General features: G+C 68.8%; 17 protein-coding genes, 2 tRNA genes and 1 pseudogene. 7 read left to right on the top strand and 13 right to left on the bottom strand.

What is annotated here, in order from left to right; genetic code table 11:
- Window positions 1–777 precede the first annotated feature (777 nt).
- Window positions 778–996 (top strand): hypothetical protein, encoded by a 219-nt coding sequence (locus ACTMS0_RS28735; RefSeq protein WP_441158408.1) that lies wholly within the window; start codon window positions 778–780, stop codon window positions 994–996.
- A 17-nt stretch (window positions 997–1,013) separates the two neighbouring features.
- Here ACTMS0_RS28735 and ACTMS0_RS28740 read toward each other — a convergent pair whose 3' ends face one another.
- From ACTMS0_RS28740 to ACTMS0_RS28765, 6 genes are all read right to left on the bottom strand, one after another.
- A complete protein-coding gene (locus ACTMS0_RS28740) occupies window positions 1,014–1,811 on the bottom strand; it encodes a carbon-nitrogen hydrolase family protein (RefSeq protein ID WP_441158409.1) in 798 nt (265 codons plus the stop codon).
- An 84-nt stretch (window positions 1,812–1,895) separates the two neighbouring features.
- A complete protein-coding gene (gene clpX, locus ACTMS0_RS28745; protein WP_441158410.1) occupies window positions 1,896–3,185 on the bottom strand; it encodes an ATP-dependent Clp protease ATP-binding subunit ClpX in 1,290 nt (429 codons plus the stop codon).
- Between the two features lie 209 nt (window positions 3,186–3,394).
- The gene (locus ACTMS0_RS28750) at window positions 3,395–4,057 is read right to left on the bottom strand and encodes an ATP-dependent Clp protease proteolytic subunit (protein WP_120730639.1); all 663 of its coding nucleotides are present in this window, start codon (window positions 4,055–4,057) and stop codon (window positions 3,395–3,397) included.
- A 14-nt stretch (window positions 4,058–4,071) separates the two neighbouring features.
- Window positions 4,072–4,713, bottom strand: a complete 642-nt coding sequence (locus ACTMS0_RS28755) for an ATP-dependent Clp protease proteolytic subunit (protein WP_441158411.1) — start codon at window positions 4,711–4,713, stop codon at window positions 4,072–4,074.
- A gap of 171 nt (window positions 4,714–4,884) precedes the next feature.
- Window positions 4,885–6,231 carry a trigger factor gene (gene tig / locus ACTMS0_RS28760; protein ID WP_441158412.1) on the bottom strand — a complete coding sequence of 449 codons (1,347 nt, stop codon included), beginning with the start codon at window positions 6,229–6,231 and terminating at the stop codon, window positions 4,885–4,887.
- 144 nt (window positions 6,232–6,375) lie between these two features.
- Window positions 6,376–6,449: transfer RNA gene (locus tag ACTMS0_RS28765), tRNA-Pro, on the bottom strand.
- A 272-nt stretch (window positions 6,450–6,721) separates the two neighbouring features.
- Here ACTMS0_RS28765 and ACTMS0_RS28770 point away from each other — a divergent pair.
- Window positions 6,722–6,795: transfer RNA gene (locus ACTMS0_RS28770), tRNA-Gly, on the top strand.
- Window positions 6,796–6,887: 92 nt separating this feature from the next.
- On the opposite strand, the gene ACTMS0_RS28775 is transcribed toward ACTMS0_RS28770, so the two are convergent.
- A complete protein-coding gene (locus ACTMS0_RS28775) occupies window positions 6,888–7,256 on the bottom strand; it encodes a tyrosine-type recombinase/integrase (protein ID WP_441158413.1) in 369 nt (122 codons plus the stop codon).
- Window positions 7,257–7,405: 149 nt separating this feature from the next.
- Between ACTMS0_RS28775 and ACTMS0_RS28780 the strand changes: the two genes are divergently transcribed.
- The 3 genes from ACTMS0_RS28780 (at window position 7,406) to ACTMS0_RS28790 (ending at window position 10,708) form a co-directional block, all read left to right on the top strand.
- Complete coding sequence (locus ACTMS0_RS28780) at window positions 7,406–7,873, top strand: UTRA domain-containing protein (protein ID WP_441158421.1); 468 nt, start codon at window positions 7,406–7,408, stop codon at window positions 7,871–7,873.
- Window positions 7,874–7,884: 11 nt separating this feature from the next.
- Window positions 7,885–8,580 (top strand): 2'-5' RNA ligase family protein, encoded by a 696-nt coding sequence (locus ACTMS0_RS28785; RefSeq protein WP_441158414.1) that lies wholly within the window; start codon window positions 7,885–7,887, stop codon window positions 8,578–8,580.
- A 202-nt stretch (window positions 8,581–8,782) separates the two neighbouring features.
- Window positions 8,783–10,708: a S9 family peptidase gene (locus tag ACTMS0_RS28790; protein ID WP_441158415.1), complete on the top strand. Its 1,926-nt coding sequence runs from the start codon at window positions 8,783–8,785 to the stop codon at window positions 10,706–10,708.
- Window positions 10,709–11,236: 528 nt separating this feature from the next.
- Here the strand turns inward: ACTMS0_RS28790 and ACTMS0_RS28795 are convergent.
- The gene (locus ACTMS0_RS28795; protein ID WP_441158416.1) at window positions 11,237–12,832 is read right to left on the bottom strand and encodes a GMC family oxidoreductase; all 1,596 of its coding nucleotides are present in this window, start codon (window positions 12,830–12,832) and stop codon (window positions 11,237–11,239) included.
- Window positions 12,833–12,953: 121 nt separating this feature from the next.
- Here ACTMS0_RS28795 and ACTMS0_RS28800 point away from each other — a divergent pair, with 121 nt between their 5' ends.
- Window positions 12,954–13,634: a TetR/AcrR family transcriptional regulator gene (locus ACTMS0_RS28800; RefSeq protein WP_441158417.1), complete on the top strand. Its 681-nt coding sequence runs from the start codon at window positions 12,954–12,956 to the stop codon at window positions 13,632–13,634.
- A 173-nt stretch (window positions 13,635–13,807) separates the two neighbouring features.
- On the opposite strand, the pseudogene ACTMS0_RS28805 reads toward ACTMS0_RS28800, so the two are convergent.
- From ACTMS0_RS28805 to ACTMS0_RS28815, 3 genes and pseudogenes are all read right to left on the bottom strand, one after another.
- Window positions 13,808–13,951, bottom strand: a pseudogene (locus ACTMS0_RS28805) (TOPRIM nucleotidyl transferase/hydrolase domain-containing protein); the annotation flags it as partial.
- 827 nt (window positions 13,952–14,778) lie between these two features.
- The gene (locus tag ACTMS0_RS28810) at window positions 14,779–15,222 is read right to left on the bottom strand and encodes a hypothetical protein (RefSeq protein WP_441158418.1); all 444 of its coding nucleotides are present in this window, start codon (window positions 15,220–15,222) and stop codon (window positions 14,779–14,781) included.
- 292 nt (window positions 15,223–15,514) lie between these two features.
- Window positions 15,515–16,222 carry a GNAT family N-acetyltransferase gene (locus ACTMS0_RS28815; protein WP_441158419.1) on the bottom strand — a complete coding sequence of 236 codons (708 nt, stop codon included), beginning with the start codon at window positions 16,220–16,222 and terminating at the stop codon, window positions 15,515–15,517.
- A gap of 320 nt (window positions 16,223–16,542) precedes the next feature.
- Here ACTMS0_RS28815 and ACTMS0_RS28820 point away from each other — a divergent pair, with 320 nt between their 5' ends.
- Window positions 16,543–17,019, top strand: coding sequence for an SRPBCC family protein (locus ACTMS0_RS28820; RefSeq protein ID WP_441158420.1), 477 nt, complete (start codon window positions 16,543–16,545; stop codon window positions 17,017–17,019).
- 54 nt (window positions 17,020–17,073) lie between these two features.
- Here ACTMS0_RS28820 and ACTMS0_RS28825 read toward each other — a convergent pair whose 3' ends face one another.
- Together ACTMS0_RS28825 and ACTMS0_RS28830 are read right to left on the bottom strand one after the other, a co-directional pair.
- On the bottom strand, window positions 17,074–18,036 hold the full coding sequence (locus ACTMS0_RS28825; protein WP_441158422.1) for a carbohydrate kinase family protein: 963 nt from the start codon (window positions 18,034–18,036) through the stop codon (window positions 17,074–17,076).
- 62 nt (window positions 18,037–18,098) lie between these two features.
- A partial coding sequence (locus tag ACTMS0_RS28830; RefSeq protein WP_441158006.1) for an adenosylhomocysteinase occupies window positions 18,099–18,175 on the bottom strand: 77 nt, incomplete at its 5' end.

The following is an 18,175-nucleotide window of genomic DNA, read 5'->3' on the forward strand; positions in this document are numbered from 1 at the left end:
TATCAAGCACCCTGTTGAGTTCTCAAAGAACAACCACACACCATCCGGAAACCCACCACGTGGGCCCCATCCGGGGCAACCTCTCGAACTTACCCGGTCCATCCCCCGCCGTCAAACTGGTGTCCCAGATGATCGACTTGGTGCGGTCCGGATCCACGACGACGCACGCCGTACCCGGCGGTCGTTACTGTCGTGGGAAGCGGCAAGACCGGCCGACAATCGCTTGGCGATCATCCGCCCGGCTCCCTGCCGGCTTCAGAACTCTACCCGGTCGGCTTCGCGATCGCAACCCCGTCTTTCCGGAGTCTCTCGCACCGCCCGGCTCTCAGTCTCGCTCGGCGTCTCCGTCACGAGCCTGGCGCCCGTTCTCGGCCGGTTTGCCCGGCCTCCCGCGTGCAGAGAGAAAGTTACGCGGACCGGCCGCCGAAGGCAAATCAAGATCGGTCGCTGCCTTGTCGGCCGCGCCGTCGCCCTTCGGCTCCAGCTGCGACCGCATACCGCCGGGCGGCATTCCCGGTCGCGATACCGGTCGTCCACAGGTTCCGCACGTCGCGGCACGGCATCCGTGCGACTCCAGGTGTAACCGTCTACCGCAGCCGGGCATTCCCAGGCCCGATCCCGATCGCCGAGGCGTCCGGACATCGCGGCATCACACCCGTGCGACTCCAGGTGTAACCGCTGACCACGGGCCCCGATTCCCGGTCCCGGACACCGATCGCCCAGCGATCCGTGTCGCGGCACGGCACAGAGGCCGCACGACATGCGAGAGTGTCTGGCATGGCTGACCTGACCGCGACGGTGCTCGCCGAGGACGCGCTGCTCGGACTGCTGCTGCCGTTCTGGCAGTTGGTCATCGGCGCGTTCGTGCTCGTCGTCCTGGTGGTGTCGGTCGGTCGGCTCGTCCGGCGCGGGCCGTCGCGCATGACCACCGCGCTTCTCGTCACCGCCGCCGCCATCGCCGGGCTCGCCACGGTCGGGGTGCTGCTCCAAGGCTAGGGCGTGGGCCAGACGCGCTAGAGACGGCGGTTGGCGAGGCTCGGCAGCTCGGCCCGGATGGCCCGCAGCCGGTCGAGGTCGAGGTCGGCGATCGCGACCCCCTGGCCGTCGGGCACCTGGGTGAGCACGAGACCCCACGGGTCGACCACCATGCTCCGCCCGAAGCACGTCCGGCCGGGCTCATGGTCCCCCGTCTGGCCGGCCGCCGCGACGAAGCACTGGTTCTCGATGGCCCGCGCCCGCAGCAGCACCTCCCAGTGGTCCCGCCCGGTGTGCAGCATGAAGGCCGCGGGCACGACGAGCAGCTGAGCGCCGCCGTCGGTGGCGAGCTGCCGGTAGAGCTCGGGGAAGCGCAGGTCGTAGCAGATCGACAGGCCGACCCGCAGGCCCTCGACGTCGACGACCACCGGCTGCGCGCCGGGCGCGACCGTGGCCGACTCGAGGTACGACACCCGGCCGGGGATCTCCACGTCGTACAGGTGGATCTTGCGGTAGGTGGCCGCGAGCGTGCCGGACCGGTCGAACACCAGCGACGTGTTGTACGTGTGCTCGGAATCCGGACCGCGCTCGTGGACCGAGCCGACGATGACCCACATGCCGAGCCGCTGAGTGACACCGGCGAAGAACTGCCCCACCTCGCCGTCGACCGGCTCCGGGTCCGGAAGACCGGCGGCGGGCCCGAGGTAGTCCACGTACTCCGGCAGGACCGCGAGGTCGGCGCCGCCGGCGGCGGCGCGCTCCAGCAGGACCTCCGCGGCCGCCAGGTTCGCCTTGCGGTCGTCCCGGGCGTTCAGCTGGCAGACGGCGACGCGCATGGCATCAGCGTACGGGCGGAAGCGCTGCGACGACAGGACCAGGCGCCGCCGCGGCGAGGGTCGCCCGGCGGCGCCGTGGACCGGTCAGGCCGACTTCTCCTCGCGGTCGCGACGGGCCCGCCGGCCGGTGAACTCGCGCGGGACGATCGTGGGGTTGACGTTCTCCAGGACGACCTCGCGGTTGACCAACACGCGGGCGGCGTCGGGGTTGCTCGGGACCTCGTACATCACGGAGAGCAGGACCTCTTCCATGATCGCTCGGAGGCCACGGGCGCCGGTGCCGCGGAGCATCGCCTGGTCGGCGATCGCCTCCAGGGCCGACTGCTCGAACTCCAGCTCGACGCCGTCCAGCTCGAAGAGGCGCTGGTACTGCCGGACGAGGGCGTTCCGGGGCTCGGTGAGGATCCGGACCAGGGCGCTGCGGTCGAGGCTTCGCACGTTGGTGATCACCGGGAGCCGGCCGATGAACTCGGGGATCAGGCCGAACTTCAGCATGTCCTCCGGCATCACCTGGCTGAAGATGTCGTCCGTCGAGCGCTCCGAGACGGACCGGAGCCGGGCCCCGAAGCCGGTGCCGCCGTGGCCGGTGCGGGCCTCGATGATCTGGTCGAGGCCGGCGAAGGCACCACCGCAGATGAACAGCACATTGGTGGTGTCGATCTGGATGAACTCCTGGTGGGGGTGCTTACGGCCGCCCTGGGGCGGCACGTTCGCGACCGTGCCCTCCAGCATCTTCAGCAGGGCCTGCTGCACACCCTCGCCCGACACGTCCCGGGTGATCGACGGATTCTCCGACTTCCGAGCGATCTTGTCGACCTCGTCGATGTAGATGATCCCGGTCTCGGCGCGCTTGATGTCGTAGTCGGCGGCCTGGATGAGCTTGAGGAGGATGTTCTCCACGTCCTCGCCGACGTAGCCGGCCTCGGTGAGGGCCGTGGCGTCCGCGATGGCGAAGGGGACGTTGAGCATCCGTGCCAGGGTCTGGGCGAGGTGTGTCTTGCCGCACCCGGTCGGGCCGAGGAGCAGGATGTTGGACTTGGCCAGCTCGACGCTGTCACTGCCGGGGGCGCCGGTGGCCTCGGCCTGGATCCGCTTGTAGTGGTTGTAGACCGCTACGGCGAGCGCCTTCTTGGCCTGGTCCTGACCGACGACGTAGTTGTCGAGGAACTGGCAGATCTCCATCGGCTTGGGAAGCTCTTCCCACTTCACCTCGCCGGACTCGGCCAGCTCCTCCTCGATGATCTCGTTACAGAGATCGATGCACTCGTCGCAGATGTAGACCCCGGGGCCCGCGATGAGCTTCTTGACCTGCTTCTGCGACTTGCCGCAGAAGGAGCATTTCAGTAGGTCGCCGCCGTCACCGATCCGTGCCACCTACGTTCTCCCTGCACTCATCGGCCGGGGACCCGGCCATGACCTGCGGGCGCTGCGCGCCGCCCGTCTCCGTTGCCCCGCCGGCCAGGCGGCCAGCGCAGCGGTACAGACCCGACGTTACCCGCTGGCGCGGGTTTCTCCGACCCCCAAAACGGGTGTGTCAGAGGTCGGTCGGGAGCGGACCCCCGACCGACCTCCAACCGTGGTGCTCAGCTGGCGGCGTTGGCGGCCAGCAGACCCTTCTTGCGGCTGGTGAGGATCGTGTCCACCAGCCCGTACTCCTTGGACTCCTCGGCCGTCATGATCTTGTCACGGTCGATGTCCTTGCGGACCTGCTCGATCGGCCGGTTGCAGTGCCGGGAGAGCATCTCCTCCAGCTGCGTCCGCATCCGCAGGATCTCCCGGGCCTGGATCTCGATGTCCGAGCCCTGCCCGTAGCCGCCCTCGGTGGCCGGCTGGTGGATGATGATCCGCGAGTTGGGCAGCGCCATCCGCTTGCCCGGAGTGCCCGCCGACAGAAGCACGGCGGCGGCGCTGGCCGCCTGGCCGAGGCAGACCGTCTGGATGTCCGGACGGACGTACTGCATGGTGTCGTAGATCGCCGTCATGGCCGTGAACGAGCCACCGGGCGAGTTGATGTACATGATGATGTCGCGGTCCGGGTCGGTGCCCTCCAGCGTCAGCAGCTGGGCCATCACGTCGTTGGCCGACGCGTCGTCGACCTGGACCCCGAGGAAGATGATCCGGTCCTCGAAGAGCTTGTTGTACGGGTTGGACTCCTTGACCCCGTACGACGTGCGCTCGACGAACGACGGCAGGACGTAGCGGTTGTGCACGGCCGCGAACTGGGGCGGCAGGCTCAGGTCGGTCATCGTCAGCTCCTCGCTCAGCTCAGGGTCCCGGCGCCTTCCGGAACCTGGGCGGCTCCGGTGATCACCTTGTCGATGAAGCCGTAGTCCATGGCCTCCTGGGCGGTGAACCAACGGTCGCGGTCCGAGTCCGCCTCGATCTCCGCCGCGGTCCGGCCGGTGTGGAAGGCGACCCGCTCCTGGAACATCCGCTTGGTGTAGAGCATCTGCTCCGCCTGGATCGCGATGTCCGCCGCGGTGCCACCCATGCCGCCGGACGGCTGGTGCATCATGATCCGCGCGTGCGGAAGGGCGTAACGCTTGCCCTTGGTGCCCGCGCAGAGCAGCAGCTGGCCCATCGAGGCCGCCATGCCCATCGCCACGGTCGACACGTCGTTGTCGATGAACTGCATCGTGTCGTAGATCGCCATGCCCGAGTAGACCGAGCCACCCGGCGAGTTGATCCAGAGGTTGATGTCGCGGTCCGGGTCCTCCGCGGCGAGCAGCAGCAGCTGCGCGCAGATGCGGTTGGCGACCTGGTCGGTCACCTCGCTGCCCAGGAAAATGATCCGCTCTTTGAGCAACCGGTTGTACACCGAGTCGTCGAGGTTGCCAATGGTGTCGCCACCTCGGGCGTCGATCGCCCGGAGCGGCGTCGCTGGGATGTGCATGTCGGTCATGGCAGCCCTTCGCTCTCCGTACCGTCCTACCCGACACTAACCGCTCAGCCGGGCCCCAGAGCCCCGGTCCGGGCACTGTTCGCTCTCAGCGCAGCCCCTTCGGGGCGTACCCAGAAACGGGTTTCGGCCGCCGCCCAACCGCGAGGGATGGACGGCGGCCGCACCCGACGATCAGTGCTCGTGGTCGTGCTCGGCCTCGCTCTCGGCGCGCAGCGCGTCCAGGCTCACCTCGTTGCCGGCGGTGTCCTTGATCGCGATCCGCTCCATGATCGAAGCCAGCGCCTTGCCGCGGCGGACGTCGCCGTAGACGGCGCCGGCGGCGCCCGAGCGGACGAGCTGGTCGTAGTACTGCTGCGGGGGCATCCCGGCGCGCTGCGCCCGGTGCACGATCTCGTGCCCGAACTCGTCGTCGGAGACCTGGGTGTCCTCCGCGTCGGCGATCGTGTCCAGCAGGAGCTGGATCTTGACGCCCTGCGTGGCCGCCTCGGTCAGCTCCTCGTCGATCTGCTCCTCGGTCTTCTCCTCGGCCGCGAGGTACTCCTCCAGCGAGGCGCCGATGCGCTCCAGCTGGTCGACCATCGCCGCCTTGCGGCTCTCGACCTCCTCGCGGACGACGCCCTCCGGCGCCGGCACATCGGCGGCCTCGACCAACTGCTCGAGGGCCTTGTCCCGCGCGGCGTAGATCTGCTCGACCCGCTTGCCCCGGCTCACCCGCTCACGCAGGTCGTCGCGCAGCTCCTCCATGGTGTCGAACTCGCTCGCCATCTGGGCGAACTCGTCGTTCAGCTCGGGGAGCTCCTTCTCCTTGACCGTGCGGACGGTCACCGACACCTCGGCGTCCTTGCCGGCGTAGTCGCCGCCGACGAGCTGGGTGGTGAAGGTGGTGCTGTCGCCGGCGGCGAGGCCGACGACGGCCTCGTCCAGGCCCGGCAGGAGCTGCTGGCTGCCGACCTCGTGCGAGATGTTGCTCGCCGAGCCGCCCGGCACGTCCTCGCCGTCGACCGTCGCGTTCAGGTCGATCTGCACGTAGTCGCCCTCGGCGGCGGCCCGCTCGACGGTCTTGAGGGTGGCGAACCGCTCGCGCAGGCTGTTCACCTGGGCGTCGATCTCGCTGTCGTCGATCTGCAGCTCGTCCACGGTCACCTCGATGGTGGCCAGGTCGGGCAGGGTGATCTCCGGGCGGACGTCGACCTCGGCGGTGAAGTTCAGCGAGTCGCCGTCGGCGAACTCGGTGATCTCGACCTCGGGACGGCCAAGCGTCTTCAGGTCGTGCTCGCGGACCGCGGCGAGGATGTTCTGCGGGATGGCCTCCTGGACCGCCTCGTTGAGGACGGTGCCCCGGCCGACCCGCTGGTCGATCACGGCGGTCGGAACCTTGCCCCGGCGGAAGCCGGGAACCTGGACCTGCTGGCCGATCTCCCGGTACGCCTTCTTGAGGCTCGGCTCGAGCTCGACGAACGGCACCTCGATGGCGAGCCGCACGCGCGTCGGGCTCAGAGTCTCGACGGTGCTCTTCACAGGCGTACTCCTTGACGGATCTCGGTTTGTCTGGGCGCTCTAACAGCCCATCGAGTGTAGGCGAGCCGGCGCGGCCGGCCAGCAGCGCCCGGGAACCGCGCGGAGAAGCGGCGGCGCCCGGGACGGCCCGGTCGCGGACGACAGTCGGGGTGGCGGGATTTGAACCCACGGCCCCTCGCTCCCAAAGCGAGTGCGCTACCAAGCTGCGCCACACCCCGTGGCGGGAAGCAGTCTATGCCGTCCGCGCCCGCCCGGAGTCTCCCGGGGCGTCCCCCGACGCGTGTTCCGCTTCCCGAAGGCGCCGCGAAGGCCGCCGCCGCCGGGGCCGGAAGGCCGCAACTTCAGGGAAAGTGTGGTCTCGACCGCCGTCGGAGGCCCCTCTTTCCGTGAAGTTGTGCGGATCTTGAGGGGCGCGGCGCGCGGGGCGCGGCTGCGCGGGGGACGGTGGCATTGGGTACGCTGTCGGCGCGTCCCGATGTCCGGGGCGCCCGCGGGCGTAGCTCAATGGCAGAGCTTCAGTCTTCCAAACTGACGGTGCGGGTTCGATTCCCGTCGCCCGCTCCACCCACGAAGGCCCAGGCAGACCGCATGATCGCGGCACCTGGGCCATTTCACTTCTCCCCCATCCTGGATCTTGCGTGCCATCCGCGTGCCATTCACTGGCGGCGTCGGCCATCTCCGGCGATGCGGCGGTCCATTGCGCGGGCGATCTCGCGGTCGCGCTCGCTGGTGGCGTGCTGGTAGATCAGCGCGGCGCGCATGGTGGCGTGTCCCATGCGGTGCATGAGCTCCCGCGTGCTGGGCCCAGAGGCGGCGGCGAGCGTGTTGCCGGTGTGGCGCAGGTCGTGGAAGTGGAAGCCGGCCAGGCCGACCGAGGCGACCGTCTTGGTCCACTTGACGGCCCGGCCGAAGTTGCCGGAACGCAGCGGCGCACCCTTCGCCCCGGTGAAGATGAGCGCGCCGGGACCGTCCTCGACGTGCGCGGCTAGGTGCTCGCGCAGTGCCTCAACCGCAGCCGCCGGCAACGCGACAACCCGAAGGACTCATCGAGTCCCGCCACGGCGTCGGCACCTTCGTCCGAGAGAGCCGGCGACTGCAACGCCGCTCCCGCGACCGCTACGGCCGAGCCCGCAAGGACCAGCAGCTACTCACGTCCCACCTCCGGCACGAGATCGTGTACGCCGGGCGAGCACCGCTGCCCGCACATATCGCAGAGGTGATGGGTGCAGAGCCCGGCAGCGAGGTGGTCATCAGGCGTCGCCACCTCTTCGACCGAGAGACCGGTAGGCCCGAGGAAATAGGCGCCAGCTATATCCCCATGGAGATTGCCGGCGGCACCTTCCTTGAAGAGCCGACCGTCGTGCCCAAGGGGCTGTTCCTCTGCATCGAGGACCTGAGCGGCAAGCGCTACACCACGGCGCGCGACCAGTGGGTTGCCCGGCTCCCAACGGCCGAAGAGGCATCTGCCCTCAGCCTGCCCCTGGGTGCGCCGGTCATGCACGTCATCCACGTCGCCCGAGCCGAAGACGGCACCATCCTCGAAGTGTCCGAGTCCGTCTGGCCCGCCGACCGAATCATGGTCATCGACGAGTACGACGTAGAGCCGACGGCGACTGAGCCGGAAGCTCCGTCCGAGGTCTGATAGGAGAAGTCATGGCACTAGCTGACCTTGCCCCGGGACAGCACGCCGACCAGGTCCACGACCACTGGTGGTGGCGGCCCGGATGGCGGGTGGGCCGCCGCTTCTACGCCTTCCACGTCACCTTCGAAGGTCAGCCGGACCTCTACCGTCTGGCTGATACGTACCGGTCGGCATTGAACGTCGCCCCGCCCGTGACCCTCATCCCAGACGAGTGGCTGCACCTGACCATGCAGGGCATCGGGTTCACCGACGAGACGACGGACGAGACATTGGCCGCCATCATCAAGGAGGCCGGCGCACAGCTCGCCCGACTGCCCGCAGTCGATGTCCGATTCGGTGAGATCGTCGTGGCGGACGAAGCGATCGTCATGCCGGCGACGCCCGCCGAGCCCGTCCAGCAGCTGCGCGCCGCCACCCAGACGGCCATCGGCCGCGTCCTCGGTGAGGACCAAATCCCCGAGAACCACCACCGATACCGGCCACACGTCAGCGTCGCCTACCTGACCACAGATGGACCAGCCGAGCCGTACATCCACGCCGTCGACCACATCAAGCCCGAGCACGCTACGGTTCGGATCCGTCACGTCGACGTAATCGAGATGCACCGCGACCGGCGGATGTACGAGTGGTCCGTCGTGAGCCGGCTGCCACTCCGCGAGGCGCCGTCCCAGACCGAGTCCGAGTCCGCCCTGTCCTCCGTCGACTGATGCGCGACACTCGTCCGCCAACTGATGCGCGACACAGTCGGCGCGCGGAACGCGGCAGATGTGCGCATCCGATCAAGCAGCGAGATCGTTTCCTCCTGGCGTTGTTGGTCGAGATTGGGACGGTGCGAGGACGCCGCAGCCATGCTGCGGCGCGTTGCGGCAGCGGTTGGCCGCCGTAGTAGTTGATCGATACTGTGCCTCGGTGGCCCGTGCACAGCTCACCGCCCAGTTGGTGGTTGACGGTCGTGTTCCGCAGGCATTGGCGCTGTCGCCGGACGGCAAGTGGGTCGCCTACCTGGTCGCCCCGGTCGGGCGGGCTGGTGATCACCCGGTCAGCGAACTCTGGGTCGCCGCCGTCGACGGGACCGGGTCTCCGCGACGATTGACTTCGGGTGAGGCGTACGATTCAGCGCCGCGGTGGGCCGGGGATTCGCTGTTGATTTATTTTCTCTCCGACCGGGCCGAGCGTGGCACGGCGCAACTGCACCGGGTGGGGCTCGTCGACGGTGTTGTGCAGGCGGTCACGTGCTGGGCCGGTGGGGTGTCCGGGCACCTCCCACTAGCCGATCCGGACCTGGTCGTGGTGATCGCAGCCGATGGACCGTCCGCTGAGGACGAACGTCGGGTGAGGAAGCGTGACGACGCTCGGGTGTGGGGTGAACGCGTACGACCGGACCGGCTGCGGCTGCTCGACGTACAGAGCCGGGAGGTCCGGACACCGGATGCGTGCGGCGATCGCCATGTCGTCGAGGTGGCCCAGCGGCCCGACGATGGAATCCTGGCGGTACTGACCTGGTCGACCCCTAACGTGGACCCGGGCCTTGTGGAGCCCGGTCTGCACCTGCTCGATCCGGACAGCGGCGTGACGAGGGACCTCGGCCCGGCCGCCGCGGGCGCGTCGTCGCTCGTCTGGTGGTCCGCCGACGACGACTGGCACTTGGCGTATGTCGCGATGACCCCGCCCGCTCTGGTGGGCGGACACGCGGTTCTCGATGTCGCCGTGCCGGTGAGCGGGCCGGTGGGTGAGCACCGTAACGTGACCGCCGGCACGACCGTCTGCCCGAGCAACCTGGTCCAGGTCGACACCGGTCTGCCGCTGGTGCTGGTCGCCGACGGGCTCGATACCGCGATCTACCGGCTCGATCCGGTCGGGCCCAACCTCGTCGAGGTGTCCCGGGTCGATGGCCTCGCGACGTCGTTGACCACGAGCCGGCACGGTGACGCCGTCGCGGCGGTGGTGAGCACGTCCTATGAGCCCGGAAACGTCCACGCTGGCCCTACGAGCGGGCCGCTGAGGAGCCTGACCGATCTCAGGCCCGAACTCCGCGACATCTGGTGGGGTGTCCAGGAACGCCTGTCGTACGAGGCATCTGACGGGCTGACGCTGGACGGCCTGCTGATCCTGCCCGCCGGCCGGTCCCACAAGGACGGGCCGTTTCCGCTGGTGACACTGGTCCACGGCGGCCCGTACGAACGGCACGCCGACCGGCTCATGCTCAGCTGGCACCCGTCAGGCCAGTGGCTGGCGACCGCGGGCTACGCCGTGTTCCTGCCGAACCCGCGCGGCGGCCAAGGGCACGGCCACGACTTCGCCCTACGCGTCGCCGGTGCGGTCGGCCTGGACGAGTGGACCGACATCTGCGCCGGCATCGACCTGCTCATCGCCGACGGCGTCGCCGACCCCGACCGGCTGGGCATCGGCGGCTGGAGCCACGGCGGTTTCATGGCCGCATGGGCGGTCGGGCAGACCGACCGGTTCAAGGCCGCCGTGATGGGCGCCGGAATCAGCGACTGGGGAATGCTCGCCGCAACCGGAGAACAGGGGCCGTTCGAGGCTGCCCTCGGCGGCAGCAGCGGCTGGGAAGGAACAGGCCCACACCGCCACGACCGGCTCAGCCCAATCTCGTACGCCTCCAAAGTCCGCACGCCGGTGCTGATCCTGCACGGCGAGAACGACACCAACGTTCCGGTATCACAAGCGGAGTTCTTCCACCGCGCGCTACGCAGGTTCGGAGTCGAGCACAAGTACGTCGTCTACCCCCGAGAGAACCACTCGATCCGCGAACGCAACCACCAACTCGACGTGCTCCGCCGCACCCGCGCATGGTTCGATCGGTGGCTCGGATGAACCCAACGTCCGACCGCCACGACCGCTACGGCCGAGCGCGGCAGGCCAGACCACCTATTCCAGAAACAGGGCGGCAAACAGCGGCAAACGTTGACGCAGCTGCTGATCGTCGCCCAAGTTCCACAGCACCCACGCACTCATCTCGGCACGTCCGGACGCTGGCGACCGGCGCCGATATCACCTTCGGTGAGGAGCGCTTCGCGGCAGTGAGCGGATACGCGAAGGTTCCAGGGGCCATTCTCCCATCGATGCGTTGGACGCCCCGCTGCTGGCGGCGATCACAGCTCCGCCGCTCCGCTGGGGCTGTCTCCTGCGGATCCCGTAGGTATCGGTACACGTCACGGGTCTGTTGGAGAAGGTGTGTGTGGACATACCCGGTCACAGATTTCTGATCTTCCGAACGGCAACGGCTCCGTCTGCGCTGGGGGCTGACGGAGCCGCGTGGTGCCGTCCGGGGCTACCGCGCGGTCACGCGAGGGCCCGCGTCTGCGACCGGGCTGGCTGCCCTTCTGTGCAATCCTCGCATTGTTATTCGCCCTGCTCGATCAGGTCGGCTGCGCGCCACGCGAGGGCCATGGTGGGTGCCGCCGTGTTGCCTGACGGCTGCTGCCGGAAGACCGAAGCGTCGATCACTCGCAGCCCGGACACCCCTCGCACCCTCAGGCGGGAGTCGACGACATCGTCATCGTTCGGCCCCATGGCTGCCGAGCCGATGGCGTGGTAGATCCCGCCTCCGGTGTCGATCGAGTATCTGAGAACCTCCTCCGGTGTCGACACCTTGGGGCCGGGGAACTCTTCCTCCTGGACGAGGTCCGCCACCGGGCTCTGGGCGACCACCTCGCGAGCCCGGTCGAGGATCTTCGAGGTTGCCGTACGGTCTTCCTCAGTCTCGAGGAACCGGGCGTTGATCAGTGGCGCGTTCTCCGGAAGTCGCCCACCGAGGTGGATCGAGCCTTCGGTGGTCGGTCTGATCTTGTACCCCACGAACATGAACCCCGAGTGCTTGGCCAGCTTCATAGTGGGCGAGGAGGCGTCGAGCGCCATCGGTAGCCAGATCCCCTGGATGTCGGGCCGCTCAAGCTCCGGGGAGGACTTGAAGGCGGAGAGGAGATCGTATCCACCTGTGGCGATCGGGCCGCGGCGGGTCAGCAGGTACTTGAACCCCTCCCAGCCCTGCTTGGGCACGGAGTTGAGCCGCTGGGTCAAGCCGATTTGGTCCTTCAGCTTCACCTGGAAGCTGACGCCCCGCTGCTCGATCACCCGCTCGCCGACGTTCGGGCTCTCCACCACGACGTCCACCCCGGCGCCCCGGAGTACCTCCGGTCGTCCGATGCCGGATCGCTCCAGCAGCAGCGTGCTCTCGATCGTCCCAGCCGACAGGATGACCTCCTTGGCCGCCAGATAGTCCTGGTACCCCGAACCCTTCCGGGTGGCACGCACGCCGACGACCCGGTGCCCGTCGAAGAGCAGGTAACCCACCTTCGTCCGCTTCAGATAGGTCAGGTTGGGCCGCTTGAGCGCCGGCCGCAGGAAAGCGCTGGCCGCACTGACCCGCACACCGTTCTTGATCGATGACGGGGTGAAGCCGATGCGTTCGTCGTCGTGGGCATTGGTGTCGGTCGAACGCTGCCAGCCGACCTTCTCAGCGGCGGCGAGGATGGCGGTGGTGACCTCTTCGTCGTCCTCGCTGATGGAGACGCCGTAGGGGCCACCGGCGCCGCGCATCGGCGACGGGCCAAGCTGGTGGTCCTCCATCGCCTTGAACACGGGCAGCATGTCGTCCCAGCCCCAACCAGGGTTGCCCCGCTCGACGATCGCGTCGTAGTCGGCCGGTGCGCCGCGGGTGTACATCATCCCGTTGATCGTGGTCGACCCACCGGTCACCTTGCCCCGCGTCCAGGTCTCGATCTGCCCGCTAGGCCCGATCGGCTGGGTGCGGTAGTGATACGAGTAGCGCTCACCGCGGAGGGTGAAGAAGAAGCCCTTGGGGATGTAATGCATCGGGTTGATATCCGCGCCCCCGTACTCGAGCAGCAGAACCTTGTGCGACGGGTTCTCCGACAGCCTGTTGGCCAGCACGCTTCCAGCCGCGCCCGCGCCGACGATGACGTAGTCGAATTTCATGATCCGCTCCCTCGGGCCGTCCTTGACCTGTGAGGCCAAGCTACGTCGAAAACGGGGAGTAGTCCACGTTTTACCGGTGGGGTAGGCCACGCCGCGGTTCGCGGCCGATAGGATCGGTCCGATGGCACACACGGACCCCAAGCGACGGCGTCCCCGCACCGATCAACGCCGCAATCGCCAGGCCCTGTTGAACGCGGCCCGTGAGGTGTTCGCCGAGTACGGTCTCGACGCCCCCCTCGACGAGATCGCCAAGCGAGCGGGCCTCGGCAACGCCACGCTCTACCGCCACTTCTCCGATCGGCGGGGACTGATCATCGAGGTGGTCCTTGACAGCCTCTCGCGACATGAGCATGCCCTCACCGAGGCGCTCGCCAAGGACAGCGGCTGGTCTGGGTTCACCAGCTTCCTGAAATGGCTGTTCACCGAACAGGTTAACGAGGTCCACCACCTGGCCGCGCTCCGCGCGATCCCAGCAGGCGAAAACGCCGAGGTCGACAGACTACGACACAAAACCCTCAAAGGGTTCGAGGAACTGATCGCTCGCGCAAAATCCGAAGGCACCTTCCGTCCCGACCGGTGGGTGGAAGACATCTTCCTCATGCTGTTTCTCAACGAACACCTCGCGCGCCTCGGCGAGACACCGCAGCGGGCTGCCTCACAACGATTCCTCGAACTGACGCTCGCGGCCGTAAGTACCCCGCGTGCTGACCGGATCGAACAGCCCAGCCATGAGCCCGACAACGTCCTCACACTCCGGCACACCCTCGGGCACGATCTCGCAGGGCTTCCCCGCGTCACGTAACCGGCGGCCACATGCGAAGCCGCGTTCTCCGAGACACCGCCTTGATCGAAGGACGGCGTTGTAGGTGCGGTGTTCGTGCGGGGTGAGCCGACGTCGGTGGTGATCAGTCTCCGCCGGAATATCTCCGCCTCCTGCAGATCGCACAGACCGGCAAGTCGCACCCGGGTGCGCAGCGGGCCCAACATGGTCAGGAAGCGGCCGATCGCGTGCGCTCCGCCGATCGGCACGATCACGACCCGCTCAGCCTCTAGATCCCGGCCACGGCCCACCGCAGCCGTTTCCAGGGCGATTTGGTCGCTGATGCCCTCGACAAGCATCGCAGCCACGGCGTTGTCGACCTTCGCTGAGGGCGCGGGCCGTTGCCCGGATCGGAGCAGCAGGGCCACTCACATAGCCATCGAGCGCCCTGCGAGCAAGCTCATGGCGATGGGTGATATCCATGGTCGCTTCCCCGTCCGGTGGCTATTCGGAGGCGTTGACGGCGGGGGCTTCGACCGGTGTTGTGCGCTCCTCGACCACCGTTGGTGCGGTCTCACGCAGGTCGTCTTTTAAGATCGACGAACATATCGGCCCGTCGGGTCGCGGCCACGGCCGCCATCATCGGCGACGCGCCGGGCAGCCGACAAGCGATTAACGAAGCCCTCGCTCACGGCCGCCACGGCGGTGCACGCTCATCGGCATGACAGGGCGTTCATCGCCGGCCAGTTGCTACCTAGCCGACTGAGACCTGTCGCGCATCAGTTGACGGAGATCCGTCGCACATCAGTTGTCGGATCACGGTCCGAGTCCGCCCACACTGCCGAATTGGCCTCTTAAGGATCAAGGCGGCCCGCAAGCGGGCCGCGCCGGCCGCACTCGGCCTGCTGGCGGCGCAAGCGCCAGCATCGGCCGGCGCGCCGGCCGATGAAGGGCATGCCTCCGGCGGGGGCCAGACGACTCCGAGATGGAGTTACCGAGCGGTTCCGGTTCGTGGGTGGTGGGATGCCATCCCGCCAGCCACCGACCCAGGCGAGTCGAGCAGACCAGGGCCGGGGTGACAAGGTCGTTCGTCCGGTTGGGCGCTCCACCTTGTCACCCCGGCCCTGGCCCGCTCCACCAAGGTGTGGGTCGGCGGCAGACGGGATGGCAGCGAGGGCGGAGGCGGTCAGGCCCGCCACTTCGGATACCACCGCAGAGTTTCTTCCGCCGACTTCGGCGGCTTCTGCTCTCTTTCCTGCGAGGCAGCGGCCTCTGGATCCTCCGGTGTTCTGAACGGTTCGCCTAGGCGACGAACGATTGCTGCCAACGCGAAGGCGAAAGCAACCAGCGCGTCGGCCCAGAGAAGCCTGAGTTCACCGTCAATCGCGGAGCCGTACCCCGCGAACAACGTCGCAAGGAAGCAGACGGAAGTAACCGTCGAGACCATCACGAGCCAGCGAGGGGTATCGGCACGCCACTGCGGCCTTGGGGGTGCCTCAGTCTGACGGTTTTCGCTGCGTTGTTCCCACCACCGAAGCAGCGATGCGCCCGCTGCCATCCATATCCACGTCAGTGCGAACCCGCGTAGGCTGAACTCTTGTGGCGGCATCTCACCGAAGATCCGGTTCATCACGAGTACCAGAAGGTGCCCGCTGCCGACTATTACGACCAACCCGAACAGTGGGCCCCACCAGCCGACGCGCCAGCTTCGTCTTCTAACCAACGGCGTGCTGTGCCCCCTGTCGGAGCCGCCATCCGGGGTGACCATGGAGCACAGTATGAAGGTCTGTTGGCGTTGCCGTGGGAGCCGCGGGCCGGACTGGACCGGACGGGCCGGGACCGATCGAGTTGCCGAGCGCTTGAGGACCAGGACCAGGCGGACGGCGTCGGACGATCTCGACATGGTCTTGGGAATCTACGGATCAGATGGCGGCGGCGTGCCAGCCACGTGCCAGTAGCCGGTACCCCGGACGGGCACGAGCGGGCACGAGCCGTGACCCACTACCCTGCTGCCAGCAGGCGTTTCGGGCATCTCGGGACGGTGATCTTCGTCCTTCCAAACTGACGGTGCGGGTTCGATTCCCGTCGCCCGCTCCACCCCCCTCCCGACGGAGGGTGATCCAGTACCGCCGCGCCGGCCCGAGTTCGGTGTCCCGGACGCCTTCAAGGACGCCGCCGCGACGCTCGATGGTCTTCGCCGACGCGACGTTGTCGGCCGCGCAGACGATCAGCGCCCGGTCCAGTCCGAGTGCCCGCGCCTCGCCGAGCATCTCGCCCAGAGCCCAGGTGGCCAGTCCGCGCCGGCGCGCCGACGGCCGGATGCCGTAGCCGACGTGGCCGATCCGCCGCACGACGTCGTCGGGCCCGTGCCGTAGCGCGGTCGCGCCCAGCACCCGGTCGCCCTCGACGATCCATCGGTACGTGCTGTGCACCCGGCTGGCGTCCAGTGGCCTCGCCGGATGCGACTCGTCAGCCAGCCGGGCCACCCAGGCCGCGAACCCAGCCGGCGAGTCCACCTCATCGGACGGCAGCAGCCCGAACCCGTCCTCGTGGACGCCGGGACCCCACTCGTCGTGCGCCTCGAGCCAGGCGGCGTGCAGGCCGACGGTCGGCCTGATCAGTTCGGGCATTCGGCGACGATAGCGGCCCGACTCGCCGGACGCCTCGGGCGATCATCCGGCCGGCCTCCGCCCGACCGCGGGCCGCCGGTGGTACCCCGGGCCGCGAGCTTCGCCGGCCCCGCCCGCTCGCCAACTCACTCCCGTCGATCTTGCGGAGCGCGCATGGGACCGTCCTCGCATGAGCGAGCCGGAGTACGGCGAACACCTGGCTCGGATCGCCGCCGACTTCCAGCAGGCACTTCATGGGAGCCGGTGAGGCGAGTCCGAACGCCGCGTCGAGCCGCTGCAGGAGCTTTTGAGCGATTGCTCAAAGGAAGTACGCTGCCCGCATGATGGTGCGTACGCGCTGGACGGTGCCGCATCCGCCCGAGGTGTTGTGGCCCGCTCTCTGTGACTCGCGCATGGAGTTGCGCCCCCGGTGCCCGGTGTTCTGCCTGGGCGCGCCCCGGCCCACGGCGTGCCGGCTGCCGGACGGGCCCGGCGCGGTGGGCGCGAGGCGGCAGTGCGCCTCCGAGCAGGGTGTGGTGCGGCAGCGGATCACGCGGTGGGAGCCTCCGGCGCAGTTGGCGTTCCGGATGGAGTCGACCGATCTCGGCTTCCACCGGTTCGTCGACCAGCTCGGAGACGAGTTCGAGCTGAGCCCGGCGGGCACCGGTACCCGCGTCACCCGGACCACGACGGTGACCGTCCGCGGACGGCGGTACGCCGCGCTGTATCCGGCGCTGTGGGTGGGGTTGAAGGCGGTGCACCGCTTCGTGTTCCGCAACTGGCAGCGGATGGTGGTGGCGCCACCGACCGTGGCGTGACCCTATGCCGGGCGTGCCCGAACCAGCGCAACGGCTCGCACACAGGCGCGCGGATCAGCCGGGTTGCGCTGCCAGGGCGGCCGGGGCCGTCCAGGCGGCGGTGACCTCGTCGGCGCAGCGGTCGCCGTACGCCTGGGCCAGCCGCTCGCCGAGGCGGTCGTGGTCGAGGTGGTACTCCTGCGGGCCGACCGCCTCCACCGCGAAGGCGGCGACGGCGTTGCCGACCTGCCCGGCGCGTTCCAGCCCGAGCCCCCAGGAGAGCGCGGCGAAGAAGCCGGACCGGAAGGCGTCCCCGCCGCCGGTCGGGTCGGCCACCGAGGTCACCGGCACGGCGGGCACCTCCACGGTGGGGGTGGCACGGCCGGTGATGCGTACGCCCTTGGCGCCGAGCGTGGTGACCTGCACCCGGACGCGGCGCCGGACCTCGGCGGCGGTCAGGCCGGTCTTGGCCTCCAGGAGGTCCTTCTCGTACTCGTTGGTGAGCAGGAACTCCGCTCCGTCGATGAACCGGCGGACCTGTTCGCCGGACAGCAGGGCGAGCTGCTGGGACGGGTCGGCCGCGAACGGCAGACCCAGTTCCCGGCAGCAGGCGGTGTGCCGGAGCATCGCGGCCGGGTCGTCGGCGGCGACCAGGACGAGGTCGAGCCCGCCGCGCCGATCTGCCGCGGCGGCGATCTCCACGCGGTCGCCCTCGGCCATCGCGCCCGGGTAGAACGAGGCGATCTGGCACTCGTCCGCGTCGGTGGTGCAGACGAACCGCGCGGTGTGCGCGTCGGCGCTGATGTGGACGGAGTCGCAGTCGACGCCGTGCCGCTCCAGCCAGGAGCGGTAGTCGTCGAAGTCGGTGCCGGCCGCGCCGAGCAGCACCGGCCGCAGGCCGAGCCGGCCGAGACCGTACGCGATGTTGGCCGCCACTCCGCCGCGGCGGATGACCAGGTCGTCGACGAGGAAGGACAGCGAGACCCGGTGCAACTGGTCGGCGAGCAACTGCTCGGCGAAGCGCCCGGGGAACCGCATGAGGTGGTCGGTGGCGATGGACCCGGTGACCGCGATCGCGCTCACGGCGGGACTCCTCCCGGTCAGTAGCGGTAGTGGTCGGGCTTGAACGGGCCTTCCTGGGAGATACCGAGGTAGGCGGCTTGTTCCTTGGTCAGGG

Origin of the sequence: Micromonospora sp. H33 (assembly GCF_052068455.1) — a bacterium.
In the GTDB taxonomy this organism is placed as follows: Bacteria; Actinomycetota; Actinomycetes; order Mycobacteriales; family Micromonosporaceae; genus Micromonospora.

Excerpts from the sequence above, each read along its gene's own strand:
- ACTMS0_RS28785 (WP_441158414.1), top strand. The coding sequence starts at position 7,885 with ATGGCACTAGCTGACCTTGCCCCGGGACAGCACGCCGACCAGGTCCAC.
- ACTMS0_RS28820 (WP_441158420.1), top strand. The coding sequence starts at position 16,543 with ATGATGGTGCGTACGCGCTGGACGGTGCCGCATCCGCCCGAGGTGTTG.
- ACTMS0_RS28810 (WP_441158418.1), bottom strand. The coding sequence starts at position 15,222 with ATGAACCGGATCTTCGGTGAGATGCCGCCACAAGAGTTCAGCCTACGC.
- ACTMS0_RS28800 (WP_441158417.1), top strand. The coding sequence starts at position 12,954 with ATGGCACACACGGACCCCAAGCGACGGCGTCCCCGCACCGATCAACGC.
- ACTMS0_RS28755 (WP_441158411.1), bottom strand. The coding sequence starts at position 4,713 with ATGACCGACATGCACATCCCAGCGACGCCGCTCCGGGCGATCGACGCC.
- ACTMS0_RS28735 (WP_441158408.1), top strand. The coding sequence starts at position 778 with ATGGCTGACCTGACCGCGACGGTGCTCGCCGAGGACGCGCTGCTCGGA.
- ACTMS0_RS28815 (WP_441158419.1), bottom strand. The coding sequence starts at position 16,222 with ATGCCCGAACTGATCAGGCCGACCGTCGGCCTGCACGCCGCCTGGCTC.
- ACTMS0_RS28740 (WP_441158409.1), bottom strand. The coding sequence starts at position 1,811 with ATGCGCGTCGCCGTCTGCCAGCTGAACGCCCGGGACGACCGCAAGGCG.
- ACTMS0_RS28825 (WP_441158422.1), bottom strand. The coding sequence starts at position 18,036 with ATGCGGTTCCCCGGGCGCTTCGCCGAGCAGTTGCTCGCCGACCAGTTG.
- ACTMS0_RS28795 (WP_441158416.1), bottom strand. The coding sequence starts at position 12,832 with ATGAAATTCGACTACGTCATCGTCGGCGCGGGCGCGGCTGGAAGCGTG.
- ACTMS0_RS28750 (WP_120730639.1), bottom strand. The coding sequence starts at position 4,057 with ATGACCGACCTGAGCCTGCCGCCCCAGTTCGCGGCCGTGCACAACCGC.